We start from the raw sequence: 20,041 nt of genomic DNA, 5'->3' as shown, positions 1-20,041 counted from the left end.
AAACAAAATGCGACACTCTACTTTGCAGAGCTGTCTATATTGATGCTATTGCTCGATGAGTAAGAATATTCTGAATCCGTATTTATCTATAATACTCATACAAGTCGACTGACTACCCAACTCAATGCAGCGAATCCTCCGTTTCTTTAAACCAGGAAGGGATTTTATGTTATCCGTCACATATAGGTAGGTATCAGAGGCAACTCTCTCATCATATTGTTATCAATAATTCCTAATTGCCTAATTGTATTACCCGAAGGATTTTAACATGAGTAAAAATAGCCCAGGCAGTGTAGCACCGAAGGAAAGGATTAATATCAAATACGTTCCTAATACCGGTGATCAGGTAGCTGAAATTGAATTACCACTTAATTTACTTATTGTCGGTGATATCAAAGGGACGAAAGAAGATACACCAATTGAAGAACGTCAAGCTGTTTCTGTGCACAAAAATAATTTTAATTCCGTGATGAATGAAGCAAACATCAATCTCACGTTTAGTGTCCCTAATCGTCTCAATGATGATAGTGGAGATGATCTGCCAATTAACCTGGAAATAAAATCACTAAACGATTTTTCACCCGATAACGTAGCAAAGAAAGTTCCTGAATTAAATAAACTTTTGGAACTGCGTGAAGCACTTGTCGCACTCAAAGGGCCGTTAGGAAATATTCCGGCGTTCCGCACCCGTTTACAAGAATTACTGGGTGATGAAAAAGTCCGCGAACAACTTCTAAAAGAACTTGAAATCGTCAATCAAAAGTAATTGACTGAAAAGGAGTTTTTAACATGTCCTTGCATGAAGAGAGCAGTACAACATTAGCCCCAGGGTCTACCACCTCTTTGCTTGACGAGATTATGTCTCAGGCAAGAATGACGCCGGAAAATGACGGCTACCATATAGCAAAACAAGGTGTTGCGGCTTTTATCAGCAGCATCTTGGATACAGGTTCTAACGAAGAACCTATCAACAAGCTCGTCGTTGACAGAATGATCGTTGAACTTGATAAAACACTGAGCACTCAAGTCGATGAAATCATGCACGCCAAAGAGTTCCAGGAGCTGGAATCATCATGGCGTTCACTGAAATTGTTGGTTGATCGCACAGATTTTCGTGAAAACATCAAAATCAACATCATTCATGCTACCAAAGAAGAATTACTGGAAGATTTTGAATTCTCGCCAGAAATTATCCAGTCAGGCTTATACAAGCATGTTTACTCAACAGGTTATGGTCAATTTGGTGGTGAACCGGTTGCCGCAGTCATCGGTAACTATGCGTTTAGCAATAGCTCACCCGATATCAAACTGATGCAATACGTCAGCGCGGTTGGTGCGATGGCTCACGCGCCATTCCTCTCCTCTGTCGCGCCTGATTTCTTTGGCATCAGCAGCTTTACAGAACTGCCAGCAATCAAAGATCTGAAATCCGTCTTTGAAGGCCCGGCTCACACCAAATGGCGTGCTCTGCGCGAATCTGAAGATTCACGTTATCTCGGCTTGACAACACCACGATTCCTGCTGCGTCTGCCATATTCAACTATTGAAAACCCAATTAAAAACTTTAACTATCAGGAAGATGTCAGCAAAGATCACGAACATTTCCTGTGGGGTAACACCGCGTATCTTCTGGCATCCTGCCTGACTGACAGCTTCGCCAAATATCGCTGGTGCCCGAACATTATCGGCCCGCAAAGCGGTGGTACTGTCAGCGATCTACCCGTTCACCTGTTCGAAGCAATGGGACAAATCCAGGCCAAAATCCCAACAGAAGTTCTGGTTACCGATCGCCGTGAATTCGAATTGGCTGAAGAAGGTTTTATCACCCTGACAATGCGTAAAGGCAGTGATAACGCCGCATTCTTCTCTGCCAACTCAGTTCAGAAGCCAAAAGTATTCCCGAATACCCGCGAAGGGAAAATGGCTGAAACCAACTACAAACTGGGTACTCAACTGCCCTATATGTTCATCATCAACCGCCTTGCACACTACATCAAAGTGTTGCAGCGCGAGCAGATTGGTTCCTGGAAAGAGCGTCAGGATCTGGAGCGTGAACTGAACATCTGGTTGAAACAGTACATCGCCGATCAGGAAAACCCACCAACAGATGTCCGCAGCCGTCGCCCACTGCGTTCCGCCCAAATTCAGGTTTTGGATGTGGAAGGCGATCCTGGCTGGTATCAGGTGGCAATGCAAGTTCGCCCTCATTTCAAATACATGGGAGCCAGCTTTGAGTTGTCACTAGTAGGGCGTTTGGATAAGGAATAATTAGTCATGGCTGCGCTGTACAGTTGGAATAGAGAAGGTTCTGCCAGCTTGTTTGAGCGTATTCAGGGGAAGAACTCTGGTTCTTCCCGCCAGTCAAGAATGCGTGAGCTACTCAACTCCATCAGACGGCACCTGAATAATGTTCTCAATACCCATCCGGGGGCTTGTCAGAGTGCGGTAGATCTTGGCGTTATTGATCTCAATGACGCCACAACCACCGCAACTGACTTTAAGCAAAGTATTGAACAGGCAATAGAGCATTGCATTAGAAATTATGAACCAAGAATATCGTCAGTCTCTGTCAGTGCAATCCACGATGATAGTGACCCGCTGCTGTTGAGTTTTCACATCAGTGCCCAGGTCTCCCTGGATGATATTAATGATGCTGTTGAATTTAACATTCAACTGGATAACAACCGGCGTTATTGCTTAGAGCGGACTCAATAAAATGTCACTTGAAAAATACTTCAGAGAGGAATTGGATTACCTGAGACAATTGGGGAAACAAGCTGCAATTGAACATCCTCACCTCGCTTCATTTCTGTCTGAACAAGGCTCTGACCCGGATGTTGAGCGTCTATTGGAAGGATTTGCGTTTCTTGCCGGTAACTTACGGGCAAAAATTGATGATCAGTTCCCCGAACTGACTCACGGGTTACTGCACATGCTATGGCCAAATTATCTGCGGCCAACACCCAGCATGACCATTATCCAGTACACGCCCGATGAAAGCACCGTCACACAAGCCACACAGGTTAAGCGCGGCACTCAAATCCAGAGTTGCCAGCTCGCAAATGATGATGATGACGGAGACGATAAAAATATTTTTTCAAGCAGTAGCGACCCAAATAAATCAGACAAAAACAACCGCTGTACTTTCACTTTATGCCGTGATGTCTGGCTGTTTCCAATGTCGATCAGGGACATTTCCGTCAATAACAGCAATGAGCAAGGTGTTATTGGTCTGAACTTTACCTCAAAGACAGAACTCAGCTTACAAGAGCTGCAACTTGATAAGCTGCGTTTTTATCTGAGCGGCGATAATTACAGCAGTACACAGCTCTATTTTTGGCTCAGTTACTACCTTGAAGACGCAAAACTTATCGTAGGCAATACCACCATTTCATTGCCGGATTTTGATGTCGTTCCGGTTGGTTTTAACCGGGAAGACGCTCTGTTGCCTTACCCGAAAAACTCCTATATGGGTTATCGCATCTTGCAGGAATACTTCTGCTTTTCTGAAGGGTTTCTGTTTTTTGATATCACTGGTTTCCCCAAGTTACCGGCGGATCTTAAAGCCAGTGATTTCACGCTGAATCTCTATTTCTCAGAAGCACTTCCCCCGGAAGTGAAAATCCGTCAGGATACTTTCCGGCTGCATTGTGTGCCGGCAATTAATCTCTTCCCAATGGATAGCGAAGCTATTCAATTGGATGGTAGCCAGGCGGAATATCCATTAAAAGCCAGCTATAGCCATCCTGATCGCTACGACATTTTTTCCATTGATAAAGTGGAAAGCAATCTGCTTGGTCCAGATGGTAAACCCGACTTCACGCGCGGTAGTGAGCGGAGCTATGTACCATTTGAAAGTTTTCATCATCAAATCGAGCATGAAAGCGAACTCAACACCCGCTATTTCCGTATCAAGGTCAAAGAATCCCCTTTCCGCAAAGGGCTTGAGCACTATCTCTCTTTCGTACGTGGCGATGCATCACAGCTACTGAAACTGGAAAGACATGAAAATGTTTCTGTCAAATTGACCTGCACCAACCGCGAATTGCCACTGCAACTACGGGTAGGTGACATTAATTACGCTTCATTGGGCAGCCCGTCATTTGCGTCATTTCGTAATATAACCCGCCCATCTGTTCCACTTTATCCATTGATGAGCGGCAAATATCACTGGTCACTCATTTCCAATATGTCACTGAACTATATGACATTACTGAATAAGGACTCCCTGAAACAGGTCCTGAATACCTACGATCTCCCCAGCATACATAATAGGCAGTCATCACGGTCATCACAAAAACGGCTGAACGCGATTGAACGGATCGAAACGAAACCAATAGATCGCCTGTTTAAAGGGCTTCCTGTACGTGGTTCAGAATCAACATTATATATCCGACAACAGGCTTTTAGCTCTGAAGGCGAGCTCTATATGTTCGGCACCATACTGTCACGTTTCCTTGCATTATATGCCAGCATTAATTCCTTCCACATGCTGAAAGTGATCAATTTAGATAATCAGGAATGTTATCAATGGCCGGTACAAATAGGTCAACACGCGTTGATGTAACAGGTAAAAACTCGACAGAAAATCGAGTACTGGATGTATCAAAATACAACTTTTATCAATTGGTTGAATTACTCAACCAATTGGCGGTAGCGTGGGAAAAAACAGGGCAAACCGATCGCCCAGACCGGGAATCAATCAGTTTCAGATCCAGTGCCAGCCTGGCTTTCCCCACCAGAGATGTTGTCTCTGTGAAACGTACCGAGCAAGGCCGTTTTCAGGTAGAAGTCTCTTTTCTTGGATTACATGGTAGCCAGTCGCCGATGCCTGGTTACTACCTTGATTCACTGGCATGGGAGGAGGCTCAAGGCGAAAACCGACTGACTAATTTTCTAAATATTTTCAATCACCGCTCAGTCGTCATGCTTTATCAAATCTGGCGGAAATATCGTTATTACATCTGTTTTGACAAGAACGGAATGGACGATTTTTCTCAGCGCATGTTCTCTCTGGTAGGACTTGGCAGTGATGTGAATCGTACTGATTTGAACATCAATCACAGCAAGATGCTGGCCTATGCCGGGATGCTAGCCAGTCCGAGCAGATCGCCGGAAGTGATATGCAGCCTGATTTCACACTGCTTTGATCTACAGGATGTTACTGTGCATGGCTGGCAATTAAGGAAAGTCACTATTCCCTTATCACAGCAAAACCGCTTGGGTCAAAAGCAGAAAGCTGACGGTGAGAAAAATGTGAAAATGTCCATACTGGGCGAAAACTTCACCATCGGTTCATGGGTGAAAGGCTACAACAGTAAATTTATGATATGTATCAATGATCTATCCCGTGAACACTTCCTGTCATTTTTACCGGACGGAAAAAATTTCCTGCCGCTGGTGATGTTTATCTGCTTTGTCCTGCGAGATCAATTGGCTTGGGATCTGCGTCTTGGGCTGGCCGAAAACCAGGCAGGCGGCATGGTGCTTGGTACGAAACAAAACAATAACCTAGGGTGGACCAGCTTTCTCGGCGAGCCGGAAAAGAAACCCTTTATCACAATTTCAGTTAGTGGATAAAGACGATGGAAAAACAACAGCCAACCCTTTCATTACGCGTGATCAACAGCGATCAACTGGAAAGCGGCAAATCTGCCAGCTGCCTGTTCTCCACTCAAGGCGGCACAGTCGGCAACAGCGAAAGCCATCTTTGGTCTATTCAGGATCAGAAAGGCAATATCAATCCATCACAATTTACTATTCAGTGGCGTGATGGCGCATTTTGTCTGCAAATGATCGCCGGGCCTCTGTTTGTGAATCAGTCACCACTAACCTCGGGTACCGGCTTCATCCGATTGCAACAAGGGGATGAAATTACTGTCGGCAAATTGGTGATCAAAAGCCATATCAGTTTTTCCGACGCAGATCGGATTGATCCAATGATGGTATCACCGGAATCGCTTGTCTCTAGCTATAGCAATCCACTGGATGCCATGATGGAAAAAGATCCTGCCCAGGATACCACTTACACCGATCATCATTCTTTAGCACCAACGATTAACCACGATTTCAGCCATGACCCACTTAAGGTTCTCGACAGCGAAAATCTGACCACACTGGACCAAACCCCAGTGAGTAATGAAATAAACCAGAGCCTGCAACAAGGCCATTACAACACCCCATTATTCTTCTCTCCCCTCTCAGACAACAGAGGCAATGCTATGGATCGGGATTTTGTTGATTTACCGAGTATCTCTTCACCTTTAAGTGAACAATATCAGGACATGGAACAGCAGCATGTCGCTATCACACCATTGATGCGAGGGTTAAGCACACACTTACCTTTGCATAACAGCCAACAGGCTAACGACTTTCTGGAAGAAATGGGTAAAACCATGAAAGCGGCGATTGAAGGTTTACTGGCATTACAAAGTGCACAACATGGTCTGCGTGACAAGCAACTACGTCCTATCGAAGATAACCCACTGCGGCTCAATATGGATTACGACACCACCATGCAGGTGATGTTCGCGGATCAAAAAAGCCCGGTACATCTCTCTGCGCCATCCGCTGTCGCTGAAAGTCTGCACAACCTGCAACTGCACTATCAAGCTAACCGGATCGCGATCACTGCCGCATTAAACACCATGCTGGATGCTTTCTCACCGGAGCACCTGCTCAACCGCTTCGCCCAATACCGTCGCAGTAATGAAACGCAGGAGAGAGACGCAACCTGGGCGTGGGAAATGTACACCAGCTACTACCGTGAACTGGCTTCCAGCCGCCAGCAAGGATTCGAAAAACTGTTTAGTGAAGTCTATGAACAGGCTTATGACCGCGCTCTACGTCAGGGTTTAGAGGATAGCCAGTAATGAAACGCTCCGGCGGTAATACCTCATGGTTCAGTAATCATACCTTATGGTTTGTATTGCTGGCAGCGCTGATGTTAAGCGGTTGCAGCAGTGCATGGCAGGCGACGAAGAAAGTCGGACAAGTTGTCTGGGACCCATCGACCCCTGTCGGTCAACCTGCGGATTTACCTTCCACCGCAGCGATCACTTTGCTGGCAGAGCCTGATATCAATCCCAACAAAAATGGCGAACCCACGCCGGTTGAAATGCATCTGATCTATCTCAGTGAAGATTCCCGTCTGCTTGCCGCTGATTATGATCAACTTGAGAGCGACAAACTGGATAAAGCGCTGGGGAAAAATTACATCGACCATCAGGATTACACCTTATTGCCGGGGCAATACAAACCGTTGCCAGTCATCCCACTGGAAAAAAATAGCCGTTACATCGGCGTCATCGTTCGTTATGCCGATATCAATCAATCCGAATGGAAAAAAGTGATCAAAGTCAAAGACACAGGGCAGCAATACCACATCTTGGTGCACATCAGAGCGAACGAAGTTGAACTTAGAAAAGAGGAGCAATAATTATGTCAGGTAAAAATCGGGTGATTTGGCGCGAAGGATTATTTATCAAGCCACAACACTTTCAGCAGCAACAAAAACATAATGACTATCTGGCTCACAGCCGCTTGGCAACCTTTATCAACCACTATTACGGCTTCAGTTCCTTAACTATCGACCAAGATCTTCTCGCTCTGGGGCGTATCGGTATCATTGAGGCCAGCGGTATCATGCCGGATGGTACCATATTCTCTATTCCGCACCAGGATGCTATTCCCCAACCGCTTGATATAGTCGATATTAGCGGGACAGACAGCAAAAATATCTACCTGACGCTACCCATGACCAACGATACCCTCAATGAAATTTCCCATTCGGAATCCAATCAAGCAGGGGCTGTACGCTACCGTGAACATATGGCTGATGTCCGAGACCTGCACACAGATGGTGGTGATATCAGCCAGCTCATGCTGGCACAACTGACACCGGTTTTGAAACAGGGCTCAGAGGATCTCAGCGCGTTCTCCTTGTTGCCGCTATGCCGGATCAAAGAGAGGCTTACGGATGGAGTCATCACTCTTGATAAGGACTTCATCCCGACCTGTACTGCCGTTAAGGTGTCCCCACTATTGAAACGCTATATGAATGAAATAGGAGGAGCGTTGGCGGAACGGGCTCAATCCCTTGCAAAGAGGATTGGTCTGCCCGGTCAACAAGGCGTCGCTGATGTGTCTGAATTTATGATGCTCCAATTAATTAACCGAACCCACCCATGGTTTGCCCATTACGCCAAACAACCCATTCTCCATCCACAAGATTTTTTTACTCAAGTCCTCCAGACTTGGGCTGAATTAAGAACATTTACGAATAAATCTCGTCTGATCGACAGTATGCCAAACTACGATCATAACGATCTTACCGAAACATTCCTGAACATCATGCACCACATGCGCCAGGAAATGGGTGTCGTCCTGACACCACGAGCCGTTTCCTTACCACTACAGATTCAAGCAAATGGCTTCAGGGTGGCGACTATCCATGACCCTGATCTGTTGCACAAAGCAGATTTCATTCTGGCCGTCCGCGCACAAATGCCACAGGAGCAGTTACGCCGACAGTTTGTTCAGCAAATCAAAGTCACATCACAGGAAAAAATTCGCGATATGGTCAGCGTCCAGTTGCCAGGCGTTTCTATAGAAGCTCTTTCCGCTGCTCCACGTCAGTTGCCTTATCACGCTGGCTACACCTATTTCCGCTTTGATCAACAAGGTTCGGCGTGGCAAGAGATTCTGAAAGGCACCACCATTGCCTTCCATGTCTCGGGGGACTTCCCTGGATTAGACATGCAATTCTGGGCAGTCAGCAATGGGAGTGACTAATGAAACCCGAAGCCATGAATGACAACCCGGTTCTAACGCCGGAAGTCACTGATACTGTATTGCATCGTCAGTATCAGCTACCGCTGCGCGGAGAAAGCCTGAATCCAATGATTGATGCCGCCACGCCGCTACTCGGTATGGTAATGCGCATGAAAGACATGGGTGATCAGCCGCTGCCGGACCAACTTTACCAACAGGTTGTAACCGATATTCAGGCAATCGAACAATTTCTGCAAACTAAAGGTTATGAACCGGGCGCGATTGTCTCTTTCCGCTACATGCTCTGTACCTTCATTGACGAAACCGCACTGGGACATGGCTGGAACAGCAAAAATGAGTGGTTGCAACAATCACTGCTGGTGAGATTTCACAATGAAACCTGGGGCGGTGAAAAAGTCTTTCAGTTACTGGAGCGTTTAATGGGTGAACCTAAGCGCTATCAACATCTGCTGGAGTTTATCTATCTCTGCTTCTGCCTTGGCTACCGTGGTCGCTACAAAGTGGCTTCGCAGAAAGGTGATGATTTTGAACATTTATTCCGCCGGTTACACCAACAACTGCACACACTGCGGGGCGAAGCGCCAGCAACCATTCTGCACAGTAACGCTAACGAGCGTGATGGCCGCTACCGACTAGGTAAACGTCTGACCATCAAACACCTGTTCTGGAGCGGCACTGCACTGCTCGCCGTGATATATGGCTTCTATGCTGTCCGGCTGCACAGCCAGACCGAGAACATCTTACAACAGCTAAATAATTTACTGAGCTAGGAAAGAACCGATGATCCAGATTGATCTACCCACATTAGTTAACCGCTTAAATCCGATGACCCGGCACGCTCTGGAAACGGCGGCAGCACAGTGTGTCAGCCAGCAGCAACCTGAGATCACTGTCTCTCAGCTACTGCTGCAAATGATCAACACACCTCTCAGTGATGTCAGAGCGATCTTCAGCCAAGCCGAGGTAGACAGTGACTTGCTGAAAGAACAGCTTGATCAAATGATCCTTCACCATCAAACGATGGTTCAAGCCTACCCCAACTTCTCCCCGATGTTGGTGGAATGGTTACAGGATAGTTGGCTGCTAGCATCAACCGAAATGCAGCATCAAGAATTACGCAGCGGTGTCATGCTCATGACATTACTGTTCAGCCCATCACGCTACCTGACACCGCAATCTGCGCGTCTTCTGTCGGGAATAAACCGCGAATTGCTACGTCAGAATTTCACACAATGGACTGCTGGCTCTGCCGAACAACCTGTTGTGGAGAACGATAAAAACGGACAAGGCAAAACCACCGCCAACAGTGACAGTCTGCTCGCCCGTTTTACTCAGAATATGACAGAACAAGCCCGTCAGGGAAAACTCGATCCGGTTCTGTGCCGTGACACCGAAATCGACCTGATGATCGATATTCTCTGCCGTCGCCGTAAAAATAACCCCATTGTGGTCGGTGAAGCGGGCGTGGGTAAAAGCGCACTGATTGAAGGGTTAGCTTTGCGCATTATCGACAACCAGGTACCGGAAAAATTGCGCAACAGTGAACTGATGACGCTAGATCTGGGCGCACTACAGGCGGGAGCAGCGGTAAAAGGTGAATTTGAAAAACGATTCAAAGGCATCATAAGTGAAATCAGCCAGTCATCTGTACCCATTATTCTGTTCATTGATGAAGCCCACACACTGATTGGCGCAGGCAATCAACAGGGCGGGCTGGATATCTCCAACTTGCTGAAACCCGCCCTAGCGCGTGGTGAATTGAAAACTATCGCCGCAACCACTTGGGGAGAATACAAAAAATATTTCGAAAAAGACGCGGCCCTCTCCCGCCGTTTCCAACTGGTCAAAGTAGCCGAACCGACAGCAGAAGAAGCCACTATTATTATGCGTGGCCTGCGGGCAATCTATGAACAGGCTCATGGCGTATTGATCGATGACGAAGCGCTGAAAACCTCTGCGGTATTAAGTGACCGTTACCTCTCTGGTCGCCAGTTACCAGACAAAGCGATTGATGTACTGGATACCGCATGTGCACGTGTTGCCATCAACCTGACAACACCCCCACGTCAGATTTCCGCACTGAAAAACCAACTCCACCAACAGCATATGGAATCGGATATGCTGGCAAGGGAACAACGGATGGGGCTGAACCAACATACTGACAGACTGGATGAACTGAGTCAGCAACAGCAAGAGACAACAGAAAAACTGGCTGAACTGGAAACCCGTTGGCAGCAACAACAGCAACTGGTTCAACAAGTTATTGAACTGCGGCGTCAGCTGTTAACGGATGAAATAACCGATGAAACAGAAGAGAACTCAACATCTTCAGAGGTAACAACCGAAGAGCTGATTACCAAACTGGCTGAACTTAATCAACAGCTGGAGCAGTTACAGCAACAACAAACCCTGGTTTCTCCTCATGTGAATAAAAACCAAATTGCGGCGGTTATCGCTGAATGGACTGGCGTCCCACTTAATCGTCTTTCACAAAGTGAACTCTCTGTTGTCACTGAACTGCCAATCCATCTGGGACAAAGCATCAAAGGGCAAGATCTCGCCATCAAATGCCTGCATCAACATCTGTTGACTGCCAGAGCCGACCTGCGCCGCCCGGGTCGCCCACTGGGAGCTTTCCTGCTAGTAGGGCCAAGCGGTGTTGGTAAAACGGAAACCGTTTTACAAATTGCAGAATTAATGTTCGGTGGCCGTCAATACCTGACCACCATCAATATGTCCGAATTTCAAGAAAAACACACCGTTTCCCGCCTGATTGGCTCACCTCCGGGCTATGTAGGGTATGGTGAAGGTGGCGTGCTCACCGAAGCTATTCGCCAAAAACCTTACTCCGTTGTCCTGCTTGATGAAGTGGAAAAAGCCCACCCTGACGTACTGAACCTGTTCTATCAGGCATTCGACAAAGGTGAACTGGCCGATGGTGAAGGCCGGGTGATTGATTGCAAAAACGTTGCCTTCTTCCTGACCTCCAACTTGGGCTATCAAACCATCGTCGATAACGCTGATAAACCGGAAGAAATGAACGACCTACTCTACCCTGAACTGGCGGCTTTCTTCAAACCGGCACTACTGGCGCGAATGGAAGTGGTGCCTTATCTACCGTTGGGATACGACACCCTGAAAACCATTATCCAAGGCAAACTGGTCCGCCTCGATAACCTATTACGTCAACGTTTCAATGCCGAAGTCACCATCAGTGACGACGTTATTGAAGAGATACTGCAACGGGCAACCCGAGCTGAAAACGGTGCACGTATGCTGGAATCGATCATTGATGGCGCTTTATTGCCGCCACTATCCTTGCTGCTGCTACAGAAAATGGCTTTAGGAAAACAGATCAATACCATCCAACTGACCGTTGATGCACATGAATTCAACGCGGTGGTTAAGGAGATACCATGAAACAACGGCTGAAAAGCGCATTAGCGTTATTGGAAAATGACTCTATTGAGCAGTTGGTTCACCACTTTCTTCAGGTGAATCACCAACGCCAGCGTTTTGACGCCTTGCTGGTTTCTCTGCTTAACGTGAATGAAAACTGCCTTGAATGCTACCGACTGCCAGCGCCAAACCAAATAAGCGCTCTACAACTGGATGTCAATATTGGCGATATCAACCACCCGTTGGTACAAATCCTGTACAAAGGCACCCCCACAACCTGGGAATCACTCAATCAAGGAGTACGAGTAGACAATCAAAACTTTCGCACCTTTGTAGAAGAGCTTCCCCATCGCTGTGGTCTGCATGCCATCCCGCTGTTTAACTGCAACGGACAAGCGTGTGGTGTCATTGCTATTTTTGCCGAAGATGTCAGTCGCTTTGCCGACGATAGCAACATGTTTTACATCTACTGCTATGTCATGCAGCACCGGCTGAAAAGATTACAAGAATTAGAACAACTGCGTGAACAACTGCGCCAGATCCGCCAAGTCTTTCAGACTCAGCGCCAAAAAGAAAAACAGCTTGATGAATTATTGGCTTCATTGAGCACCACAGCAGAAAACAAAATATCGGCCAGCGTCTCTCACGATTACAGCAAAATTGACAACCTGCCTCAGGCAATCGAAGAGTTTGAATCTGCGGTACTGATACAACGCCAGCATATCTATGGCAACAACACCAAACAGATTGCTGAAAGCCTGGGAATTGCTCCCCGTACACTGACTTACAAACTGGCGAAATACAGGTGTAAATTATGAGTTTCTGGTTACTTGTCAGTTCATTAATCGCATCCCTGACGGGCACAGCCGATATTCAGCCCGCTCAGGAAACCACAACAGAACCGCCACAATCGGCCTTGCTGCAATGCCGTTCAGAACCTTCACCGCTGATCAGACTCGATTGCTATGACCGTCTATTGGATAAAGTGGATAACATTACCGTTATACCATTAGAAAAAACCGGCCCGGCTTGGAGACAGGCAATGGAACAAGAAATGAAACGAACTGACCATTCAACCGGTTTTATCACGACCCAATCCACGGGAATACCGACCCGCGTCATACTCACCACACCCGCGATCGGTGCTCTGCCACCACGCCCGGTACTGATGCTGAGTTGTATCGATAATATCACCCGGATACAGGTCGCCTTAGCTAAACCACAAGACAGTGGCACGGTGATGATTTCAACTGACATAACCCAATTCAGCGCCGACTGGTTCTTGCGCGAAAACGGCTACCTGCTGGAATCCAGCCGTGGGCTACCCGGCATTGAACAACTTAAACGGCTGATGACAGGCCACACCCTGACCATCAAAACTGACAGCGGCAGTCAGATAACATTCAACATTTCTCAACTGGAACAGGCGGTGAAACCTTTACGCACCGCCTGTCGTTGGTGATCCCATGGATATCAGGAAACAATTTGACTGGCAGGGACTCCTGCTGACCCCTCTATCGGATGAACTGACTGGCAGGGAACTCGATGAAAACGAACCCGCCTGGGAATATATTGACGGGGAAATGGTTAAGCTGGGATCACTGGCCCATTCCACCCTCAATATTGAAGAGATCCAGCGTCAGGCGCTGCAACTGTTCAGCGAAAAAAGCAAAGATTTCAGGCTGATGGTTCATTTACTGCGCACACTGCAACACAGCAGCAACCCCGCTGAACTGATACTGGCAATGGAGCTGCTGGCCGGTTACATTCGGCATTACTGGCAGACCGCCTGGCCGCAAAAACCCCTGCTCAAACGTCGCTTGGCACAGCAGGTCATCAAACGTTTTGATTCTGCTCAGACCGGCTTCTGCGAACAGGCTGATGAGACTCAGCGCGAAGAGGCACAAGGCGCACTGGCGCATCTGGCGCAATGCTGGCATACCGATGAACCCGCACTGGCTAAAGAGATAGACCAGCTGCGCGCCCGCTATGCCCGCAAACCCGCGCCAAAACCCACCGCCGCCCCGGTTGAATCAGCAGAAACCGCCGCACAACCTGCGGGCACCTCAGCGCAGACACCGGCACCGAATGTCGCGATAGACAGCTCCAGTGAAAAAGCCTGGAAACAAACCTTACTCACCGTCGCTGATCTCCTGTGCGAACGCCAGCCCGATACCGCCACCGGTTACCGTCTGCGCCGTTATGCCATCTGGCACACACTGACCACCGCCCCGATGGCCAGCAATGAAGGCAAAACCCCACTCGCGCCTGCTGCTGCCGACCGGACCGCAGATTATCTGGCAAAACTGCCCACAGCCGATAACGCTTTGCTGCGGCAGATAGAACAGAGCCTGACCCTCGCCCCTTACTGGCTTGACGGCCACGCTATCGCGGCTCAAGCTGCCGAAAAACTCGGCTATACCGCCGTCACCGGGGCCATCCGTGACGAACTGAAAGCATTTCTTGAACGCCTGCCGGTTCTACAGACCCTGTATTTTTCCGATATGAGTCCGCTTATCTCATCCTCAACCCTGAGCTGGCTGCAACCGCCGGAGACGACGGCCGCCAGCGGCAGCACAACACAGGAGCAGGAAGCGGTCTGGCACTGTTTCCGGCAACACGGACTGGAGGCCGCACTCCACGCGGCAGAACAGCACCAGCAGCAACTGACCGAACCCCGGGATCAATTCTATGGGCAGTTGCTCACGGCACAACTGCTTGAACAGGCGGGCATGACCGCCCTGGCACAACAACATTACCGGCACCTGTTACAGGCAGGACAGCACCTGTTACTCACCCATTGGGAGCCCGGCCTGCTGGCGGGACTGGCAGAAAAAGCCGCAATGACCGCCGCCTCAAAGGATACGATGACAAACAGGAGCGTTAACCCATGAACTGGCTCTCTCTTCTTCTGAAAAATATTAAAAAACCGGCGATGCCGCGCCTGCCGCCGCTCAAAGCCACCGCCTCGCTGATACTGGCCCTCCTGCCCTGTATTGCCCTCATCTGGATATGGTGGTGGGGACCCGGCTGGCAGTTCAGACAAACCCACCCGCTGGAAAATCTCTCCGCCCGCTGGCTGGCAACCGTCATTATTCTGCTGCTGGCACTGGGCTTTATCGGGACCAAAATCTGGCGCCGTCTGCGTCAGCTCGAAAAACTCAAGCTGGATGTGGAGTTGCGGGAGATCGATCCGGTACTGGCCGACATTACTCATCAGGACAGCTACCTTAATCACTGGAAAGCGCAGTTGCAGCGCCACCTCGGCACCTGGAATTACCTCTACCAGCGCCCCTGGTACCTGATGCTGGGCAACACCGGCAGCGGCAAAACCGCACTGATCCAAGAAGGCTACAAACTGACTGACATTGCCCTTCCTGACAGCCATCAGGGGGAAGAGGTTCACCCCCTGCACCTGCGCTGCTGGCTGGGGGAAAAAGCGGTCATCATTGACCCGGACGGCTTCCTTATCGACCAGATATCCCCGTCCGATACCAGCAGGCCCCAGCTGCCCGCCCGCCTGTGGCAATCCCTGCTCACCTGGCTGACCGAAAACCGTCAGCGCCAGCCCCTCAACGGCATTATCCTGACGGTGGATACCCAGCGTTTACTGACCGACAACAAAGAGCAGCGCGAACGGTATATCGCCGCGCTCCATCTGCGTCTGCAAGATCTGCGGTTAACCCTGCACAACCACCTGCCCTTCTATCTGGTACTGACCAAACTGGATCTGCTGCATGGCTTCAGTGCGGCATTTCAGTCACTGGACAAACCGCAACGCACCCAGATACTGGGCGTCACCTTCAGCCTGAATGCGCATGATGAACAGAGCTGGCGTACTGAACTGGCGCAGTTCTGGCACCAGTGGATGCAACAGCTCAATGCCGCGATGCCGGACATGATGCTCAACAAGGTGGATATCGGCCAACGCAGCCCGCTGTTCAGCTTCACCCGCCAGATACAGGGGCTGCACAGTTACCTGATTCAGTTGCTGGAGGGCATGCTCTACAATGGCGGCCCGGCACAGCCCGGACTGCGCGGCGTTTATCTCACCTCCTCCAGACAAATCGGCCAGATGGATGACATCTTTACCCAGTCTGCCGCCGTGCAGTATCACCTGGGGCCCCAGGCCTTTCCGACCTGGCCAGTGGCCGATACCGCCCCCTACTTCACCCGCTCGCTGTTTGAAGACGTGTTGCTGGCCGAGCCCAATCTGGCCGCAGAAAACCGCCTGTGGTTAAGCCGTAACCGCCGCAAACTCCTGACCTTCTCCACCACCGGCGCCGTAGTCGCCCTGGCGCTGTGGGCAGGCTGGCACGATAACTATCAAAAGAACTACCGGGCCGGTGAAGAAGTGCTGGCACAGGCCAAAACCTTCCTGTCCATTCCCCCGCCAAAAGGGGAAGACCGCAACGGAAACCTACAGTTGCCCCTGCTGAACCCTATCCGGGAAGCGACCCTGGCCTACGGGGATTACCATCAGAAAGGGCTGCTCGCGGATATGGGGCTGTACCAGGGCTCTGATGTCGGTCCGTATGTTGAAAACACCTACCTGCAACTGCTGTCCCAGCGCTTCCTGCCCGCCCTGATGAATGGCCTGCTGGATGACCTGAACCAGGCGACCAAAGGCAGTGAAGAGAAACTCGAAGTCCTTCGCATCATGCGGATGCTGGAAGACCGCAGTGGCCGCAACAAGTCACTGGTAGAACAATACATGCGCGAACGCTGGAGTCAGGTGTTTAACGGCCAGCGTCAGGTACAGGAACAGTTGCTCACCCACCTCGACTATGCCCTGGACCACACCGACTGGCGGGCGGCACGCGAGGCGGATAACCCGACGGCTATCAGCAGCTTTGCCCCTTACAAACTGCCGATGATAAACGCCCAGAAAGAACTGAGCCAGCTCTCCATTTACCAGCGGGTGTACCAGAACCTGCGCATCAAAGCCCAGGACTCACTGCCGCCGCCTCTTAACCTGCGTGACCAGATTGGCTCCAGCTTTGACAGCATCTTTATCGCCAACAATGACAAGCAGCTGATTATCCCGCAGTTCCTGACGATGAGCGGCCTGAACAACTACTTCGTCAAACAGGACGACCAGCTGATTGACCTCACCGTGATGGACAGCTGGGTGCTGAATCTGTCGCACAACGTGCAGTACAGCGAGACTGACCGGAAAGAAATCCAGCGCCAAATCACCGAACAGTACCTGGGGGACTACACCGCCACCTGGCGCGGGGCCATGAACAACCTGGATATCCGGCATTTTACCGATATCCCGCAGGCCATCAGCGCCATTGAGCAGGTTATCAGCGGGGAACAGCCCCTCAGCCGCGCGTTGCAAATCCTCAGCGACAACACCCGCCTGCCGGTGATGAATACGACCTTGCCGGCCAAAGAGCAACAGCAGTTACGCGACACACCGGATTATCGCCTGCTGGTGCGCATCAACCGGGAATTCGCCCCCGAAACCGCCGTGCTGGTGGAATATGAGGATAAAAACAGCACCCTACAGGGGGTTTATCAGAAACTGACTGCGCTGCACCGCTACCTGCTGGCGATTCAGAACGCCCCGGTACCGGGTAAAGCCGCCCTGAAAGCCGTCCAGCTGCGACTGGAACAGAACAACAGCGACCCCATCTTCGAAGTGCAGCAGCTGGCGAAAACCCTGCCGGAACCGTTAAACCGCTGGGTCGGTGAACTGGCTGAACAGGCGTGGCGGGTGGTCATGATGGCTGCAGTCAGCTCGCTCGAAGTCGAATGGAGCGAAAACGTCGTCAGACAGTACCAGACCTACCTGGCCGGCCGCTATCCGTTCAACCCGGAAGCCACCCAGGATGTGCCGCTCAGTGAGTTCGACCGCTTCTTCCGCCCGGGCGGCACACTGGATGCCTTCTATCAGCAGAACCTCAAACCGTTTGTCGAGAACAACTTAATCTACGGCACTGACGGTGAACCGCTTATCCGCCCTGATGTCCTGAAACAGCTGACCCTGGCTAACCGTATCCGCGACACCTTCTTCACCCCGCAAAACGGCCTGGGCGCCCAGTTTGCCATTGAACCCCTCAGCCTGACCGGCAACAAACGCCGCAGCCTGCTTAACCTTGACGGACAGTTACTCGATTATGCCCACGGCCGTGGCAGCATCGTGCACTTAATCTGGCCGAACTCCATGCGCGCCGGGGTGGAAAGTCAGCTCACCCTGATACCGGACGTCAGCGGCAAATCCCCACGCGCCATCCGCTTCACCGGTCCGTGGGCACAACTGCGGCTGATTAACAGCGGCAAACTGACCAGCGTACGTCAGGATTCCTTTGATGTGCTGTTCAGCGTGGACGGGGGGGACATGACCTACCGTATCTACGTGGATGAATCCGACAACCCGTTTGCCGGCGGCCTGTTCAGCCAGTTCACCCTGCCTGACACCCTCTATTAATAAAAAAACCTGCCCCGCGCCGGCGGCGGCAGGCAAGGATAAACTGCCATGCGTGAACACCCTGAAAACCTGATTATCCGTGCCGGCGGGAACCCGATGCACCTGCCAGCGTTCACGGCAATACGCGAAGAAATCAACAAAATTAACCACCCGTCTCAGCCAGCCGTCAACTGGCCGCTGATTGAATCCCTGGCCCTGACGCTGTTTCGCACCCACGGCGTCGATTTACAGAGCGCGATTTACTACACCCTGGCCCGGATGCAGCTGAGCGGCCTGGCCGGCTTTACCGAAGGCTGTGAGTTACTGGCCGGGGTGATGGTCAGCCAGTGGGATGCGCTGTGGCCGCCACAGCCCGCGGTCCGCACCGACATGCTCGACTGGTTTAACACCCGCAGCGGTAACGCCCTGCGCCAGCACGACTACACCGCCCGCGACCTGCGCCTGATTTACCGGGCAGAACGGGCCTTACAGCTGATAGTCGACCGGCTCCAGCAGTCCGAATTGAAACGCCTGCCCAAAGTCGAAAACCTGCTGTGGTTTTTCCAGAACACCGCGAAAAAACTGGAAAATACCCGTATCCTGCCCACACCGGCGGCCAAACCTGTCCAGATGCCGCCGCTGGTCTACCTGGCCAATACAGAGCCGGAGCCGGCTGAACCGGAAACCGGCTACAACCCCGGCTACGACAGCCAGCAGCCCAAAGTCCAGGTCCGTTTCCCGGAGCCGCCGCCCCGGATGAGTGCCTTACAGGGCTTCGGACTGGGTGTACTGCTGGGCGCATTTGTCCTGACCGGCAGCTGGCTGGGACTTTACCGGCCGCTGCAACACCAGCTCACGGCCCTGACCGGCACACCGGACGGCGCACGACTGGCCTGGCTGTACCAGCCTGACCTGCACACCTATGAACAGCAGCTGACCCGGTTAGCAGACGCCTCACCGCTGGCGGGACTGCAACATGCCGACCAGCTGACCGCCCTGGCACAAAAGACCTGGCCGCAGGACCGCGAACAGCAGCGCGAAACCGCCCGCTGGCAACAGTTACAGGCCATCCGGCTGGAGAATGCCCCGCTACCCGGCAGCTGGCACCAGACCCGCCATCAGCTCCGGCAATTAGCCGACAGCATCCTGGCGCAGGAGCGCAACCGGGGCAGCTTCACCCTCTCCTACCTGAAAACGGCGATTTACCAGATTCAGACCAGCCACGACCGCGAGGTGCCACTGGAAGAGCTGCTGCGCCAGTTCTCCGCCGCAGTCGAACAGGGACACCCCGTTTCCCCCGCGCTGAGAAAAAAGACCGATGACCGCTTTAACGCCCTGCTCAGCCGCTACTATGCACTGCAAAAAGACGCCGGGCTGACCACTCCCCCCGGGAAAGACCACCCGTAACGTCAGAAAAGGAACCCTTAATATGTC

At 50.9% G+C, this 20,041-nt stretch carries 15 protein-coding genes; all 15 read left to right on the top strand.

What is annotated here, in order from left to right:
• Positions 1-268 precede the first annotated feature (268 nt).
• Genes tssB through ACUN2T_RS01960 form a run of 15 tightly spaced genes read left to right on the top strand, consistent with a single transcriptional unit; the run spans position 269 to position 20,014 of the window.
• Complete coding sequence (gene tssB / locus ACUN2T_RS02030) at positions 269-766, top strand: type VI secretion system contractile sheath small subunit (protein WP_133814287.1); 498 nt, start codon at positions 269-271, stop codon at positions 764-766.
• A gap of 23 nt (positions 767-789) precedes the next feature.
• Complete coding sequence (gene tssC / locus ACUN2T_RS02025) at positions 790-2,268, top strand: type VI secretion system contractile sheath large subunit (RefSeq protein ID WP_445496008.1); 1,479 nt, start codon at positions 790-792, stop codon at positions 2,266-2,268.
• 6 nt (positions 2,269-2,274) lie between these two features.
• Positions 2,275-2,715 (top strand): type VI secretion system baseplate subunit TssE, encoded by a 441-nt coding sequence (tssE, locus tag ACUN2T_RS02020; protein WP_445496007.1) that lies wholly within the window; start codon positions 2,275-2,277, stop codon positions 2,713-2,715.
• Between the two features lies 1 nt (position 2,716).
• Positions 2,717-4,567: a type VI secretion system baseplate subunit TssF gene (gene tssF, locus ACUN2T_RS02015; RefSeq protein ID WP_445496006.1), complete on the top strand. Its 1,851-nt coding sequence runs from the start codon at positions 2,717-2,719 to the stop codon at positions 4,565-4,567.
• Positions 4,531-5,580, top strand: a complete 1,050-nt coding sequence (gene tssG / locus ACUN2T_RS02010) for a type VI secretion system baseplate subunit TssG (protein WP_445496005.1) — start codon at positions 4,531-4,533, stop codon at positions 5,578-5,580. Before tssF ends, tssG begins: the two co-directional genes overlap by 37 nt.
• Positions 5,581-5,585: 5 nt before the next feature.
• Positions 5,586-6,872, top strand: a complete 1,287-nt coding sequence (tagH, locus tag ACUN2T_RS02005) for a type VI secretion system-associated FHA domain protein TagH (RefSeq protein ID WP_445496004.1) — start codon at positions 5,586-5,588, stop codon at positions 6,870-6,872.
• On the top strand, positions 6,872-7,438 hold the full coding sequence (gene tssJ, locus ACUN2T_RS02000) for a type VI secretion system lipoprotein TssJ (protein WP_445496003.1): 567 nt from the start codon (positions 6,872-6,874) through the stop codon (positions 7,436-7,438). Before tagH ends, tssJ begins: the two co-directional genes overlap by 1 nt.
• 2 nt (positions 7,439-7,440) lie before the next feature.
• The gene (gene tssK / locus ACUN2T_RS01995; protein WP_445496002.1) at positions 7,441-8,793 is read left to right on the top strand and encodes a type VI secretion system baseplate subunit TssK; all 1,353 of its coding nucleotides are present in this window, start codon (positions 7,441-7,443) and stop codon (positions 8,791-8,793) included.
• Positions 8,793-9,563, top strand: coding sequence for a type IVB secretion system protein IcmH/DotU (gene icmH / locus ACUN2T_RS01990; RefSeq protein WP_445496001.1), 771 nt, complete (start codon positions 8,793-8,795; stop codon positions 9,561-9,563). Before tssK ends, icmH begins: the two co-directional genes overlap by 1 nt.
• A 10-nt stretch (positions 9,564-9,573) precedes the next feature.
• The gene (tssH, locus tag ACUN2T_RS01985; RefSeq protein ID WP_445496000.1) at positions 9,574-12,213 is read left to right on the top strand and encodes a type VI secretion system ATPase TssH; all 2,640 of its coding nucleotides are present in this window, start codon (positions 9,574-9,576) and stop codon (positions 12,211-12,213) included.
• Positions 12,210-13,010 carry a helix-turn-helix domain-containing protein gene (locus ACUN2T_RS01980; protein ID WP_445495999.1) on the top strand — a complete coding sequence of 267 codons (801 nt, stop codon included), beginning with the start codon at positions 12,210-12,212 and terminating at the stop codon, positions 13,008-13,010. The genes tssH and ACUN2T_RS01980 overlap by 4 nt, the downstream gene beginning before the upstream one ends.
• Positions 13,007-13,654, top strand: a complete 648-nt coding sequence (vasI, locus tag ACUN2T_RS01975) for a type VI secretion system-associated protein VasI (protein ID WP_445495998.1) — start codon at positions 13,007-13,009, stop codon at positions 13,652-13,654. Before ACUN2T_RS01980 ends, vasI begins: the two co-directional genes overlap by 4 nt.
• A gap of 4 nt (positions 13,655-13,658) precedes the next feature.
• Positions 13,659-15,086, top strand: a complete 1,428-nt coding sequence (gene tssA / locus ACUN2T_RS01970) for a type VI secretion system protein TssA (RefSeq protein ID WP_445495997.1) — start codon at positions 13,659-13,661, stop codon at positions 15,084-15,086.
• Positions 15,083-18,628, top strand: a complete 3,546-nt coding sequence (tssM, locus tag ACUN2T_RS01965; protein WP_445495996.1) for a type VI secretion system membrane subunit TssM — start codon at positions 15,083-15,085, stop codon at positions 18,626-18,628. The genes tssA and tssM overlap by 4 nt, the downstream gene beginning before the upstream one ends.
• Positions 18,629-18,676: 48 nt before the next feature.
• Positions 18,677-20,014, top strand: coding sequence for a VasL domain-containing protein (locus ACUN2T_RS01960; protein ID WP_445495984.1), 1,338 nt, complete (start codon positions 18,677-18,679; stop codon positions 20,012-20,014).
• Positions 20,015-20,041: the final 27 nt, after the last annotated feature.

The sequence above is a fragment of the Photorhabdus machadonis genome (assembly GCF_052657765.1).
This window is presented reverse-complemented; position numbering and strand designations above follow the sequence as displayed.

Coding starts and splice junctions, on each gene's coding strand:
- tssB (WP_133814287.1), top strand. CDS start 269: ATGAGTAAAAATAGCCCAGGCAGTGTAGCACCGAAGGAAAGGATTAAT.
- tssC (WP_445496008.1), top strand. CDS start 790: ATGTCCTTGCATGAAGAGAGCAGTACAACATTAGCCCCAGGGTCTACC.
- tssE (WP_445496007.1), top strand. CDS start 2,275: ATGGCTGCGCTGTACAGTTGGAATAGAGAAGGTTCTGCCAGCTTGTTT.
- tssF (WP_445496006.1), top strand. CDS start 2,717: ATGTCACTTGAAAAATACTTCAGAGAGGAATTGGATTACCTGAGACAA.
- tssG (WP_445496005.1), top strand. CDS start 4,531: ATGGCCGGTACAAATAGGTCAACACGCGTTGATGTAACAGGTAAAAAC.
- tagH (WP_445496004.1), top strand. CDS start 5,586: ATGGAAAAACAACAGCCAACCCTTTCATTACGCGTGATCAACAGCGAT.
- tssJ (WP_445496003.1), top strand. CDS start 6,872: ATGAAACGCTCCGGCGGTAATACCTCATGGTTCAGTAATCATACCTTA.
- tssK (WP_445496002.1), top strand. CDS start 7,441: ATGTCAGGTAAAAATCGGGTGATTTGGCGCGAAGGATTATTTATCAAG.
- icmH (WP_445496001.1), top strand. CDS start 8,793: ATGAAACCCGAAGCCATGAATGACAACCCGGTTCTAACGCCGGAAGTC.
- tssH (WP_445496000.1), top strand. CDS start 9,574: ATGATCCAGATTGATCTACCCACATTAGTTAACCGCTTAAATCCGATG.
- ACUN2T_RS01980 (WP_445495999.1), top strand. CDS start 12,210: ATGAAACAACGGCTGAAAAGCGCATTAGCGTTATTGGAAAATGACTCT.
- vasI (WP_445495998.1), top strand. CDS start 13,007: ATGAGTTTCTGGTTACTTGTCAGTTCATTAATCGCATCCCTGACGGGC.
- tssA (WP_445495997.1), top strand. CDS start 13,659: ATGGATATCAGGAAACAATTTGACTGGCAGGGACTCCTGCTGACCCCT.
- tssM (WP_445495996.1), top strand. CDS start 15,083: ATGAACTGGCTCTCTCTTCTTCTGAAAAATATTAAAAAACCGGCGATG.
- ACUN2T_RS01960 (WP_445495984.1), top strand. CDS start 18,677: ATGCGTGAACACCCTGAAAACCTGATTATCCGTGCCGGCGGGAACCCG.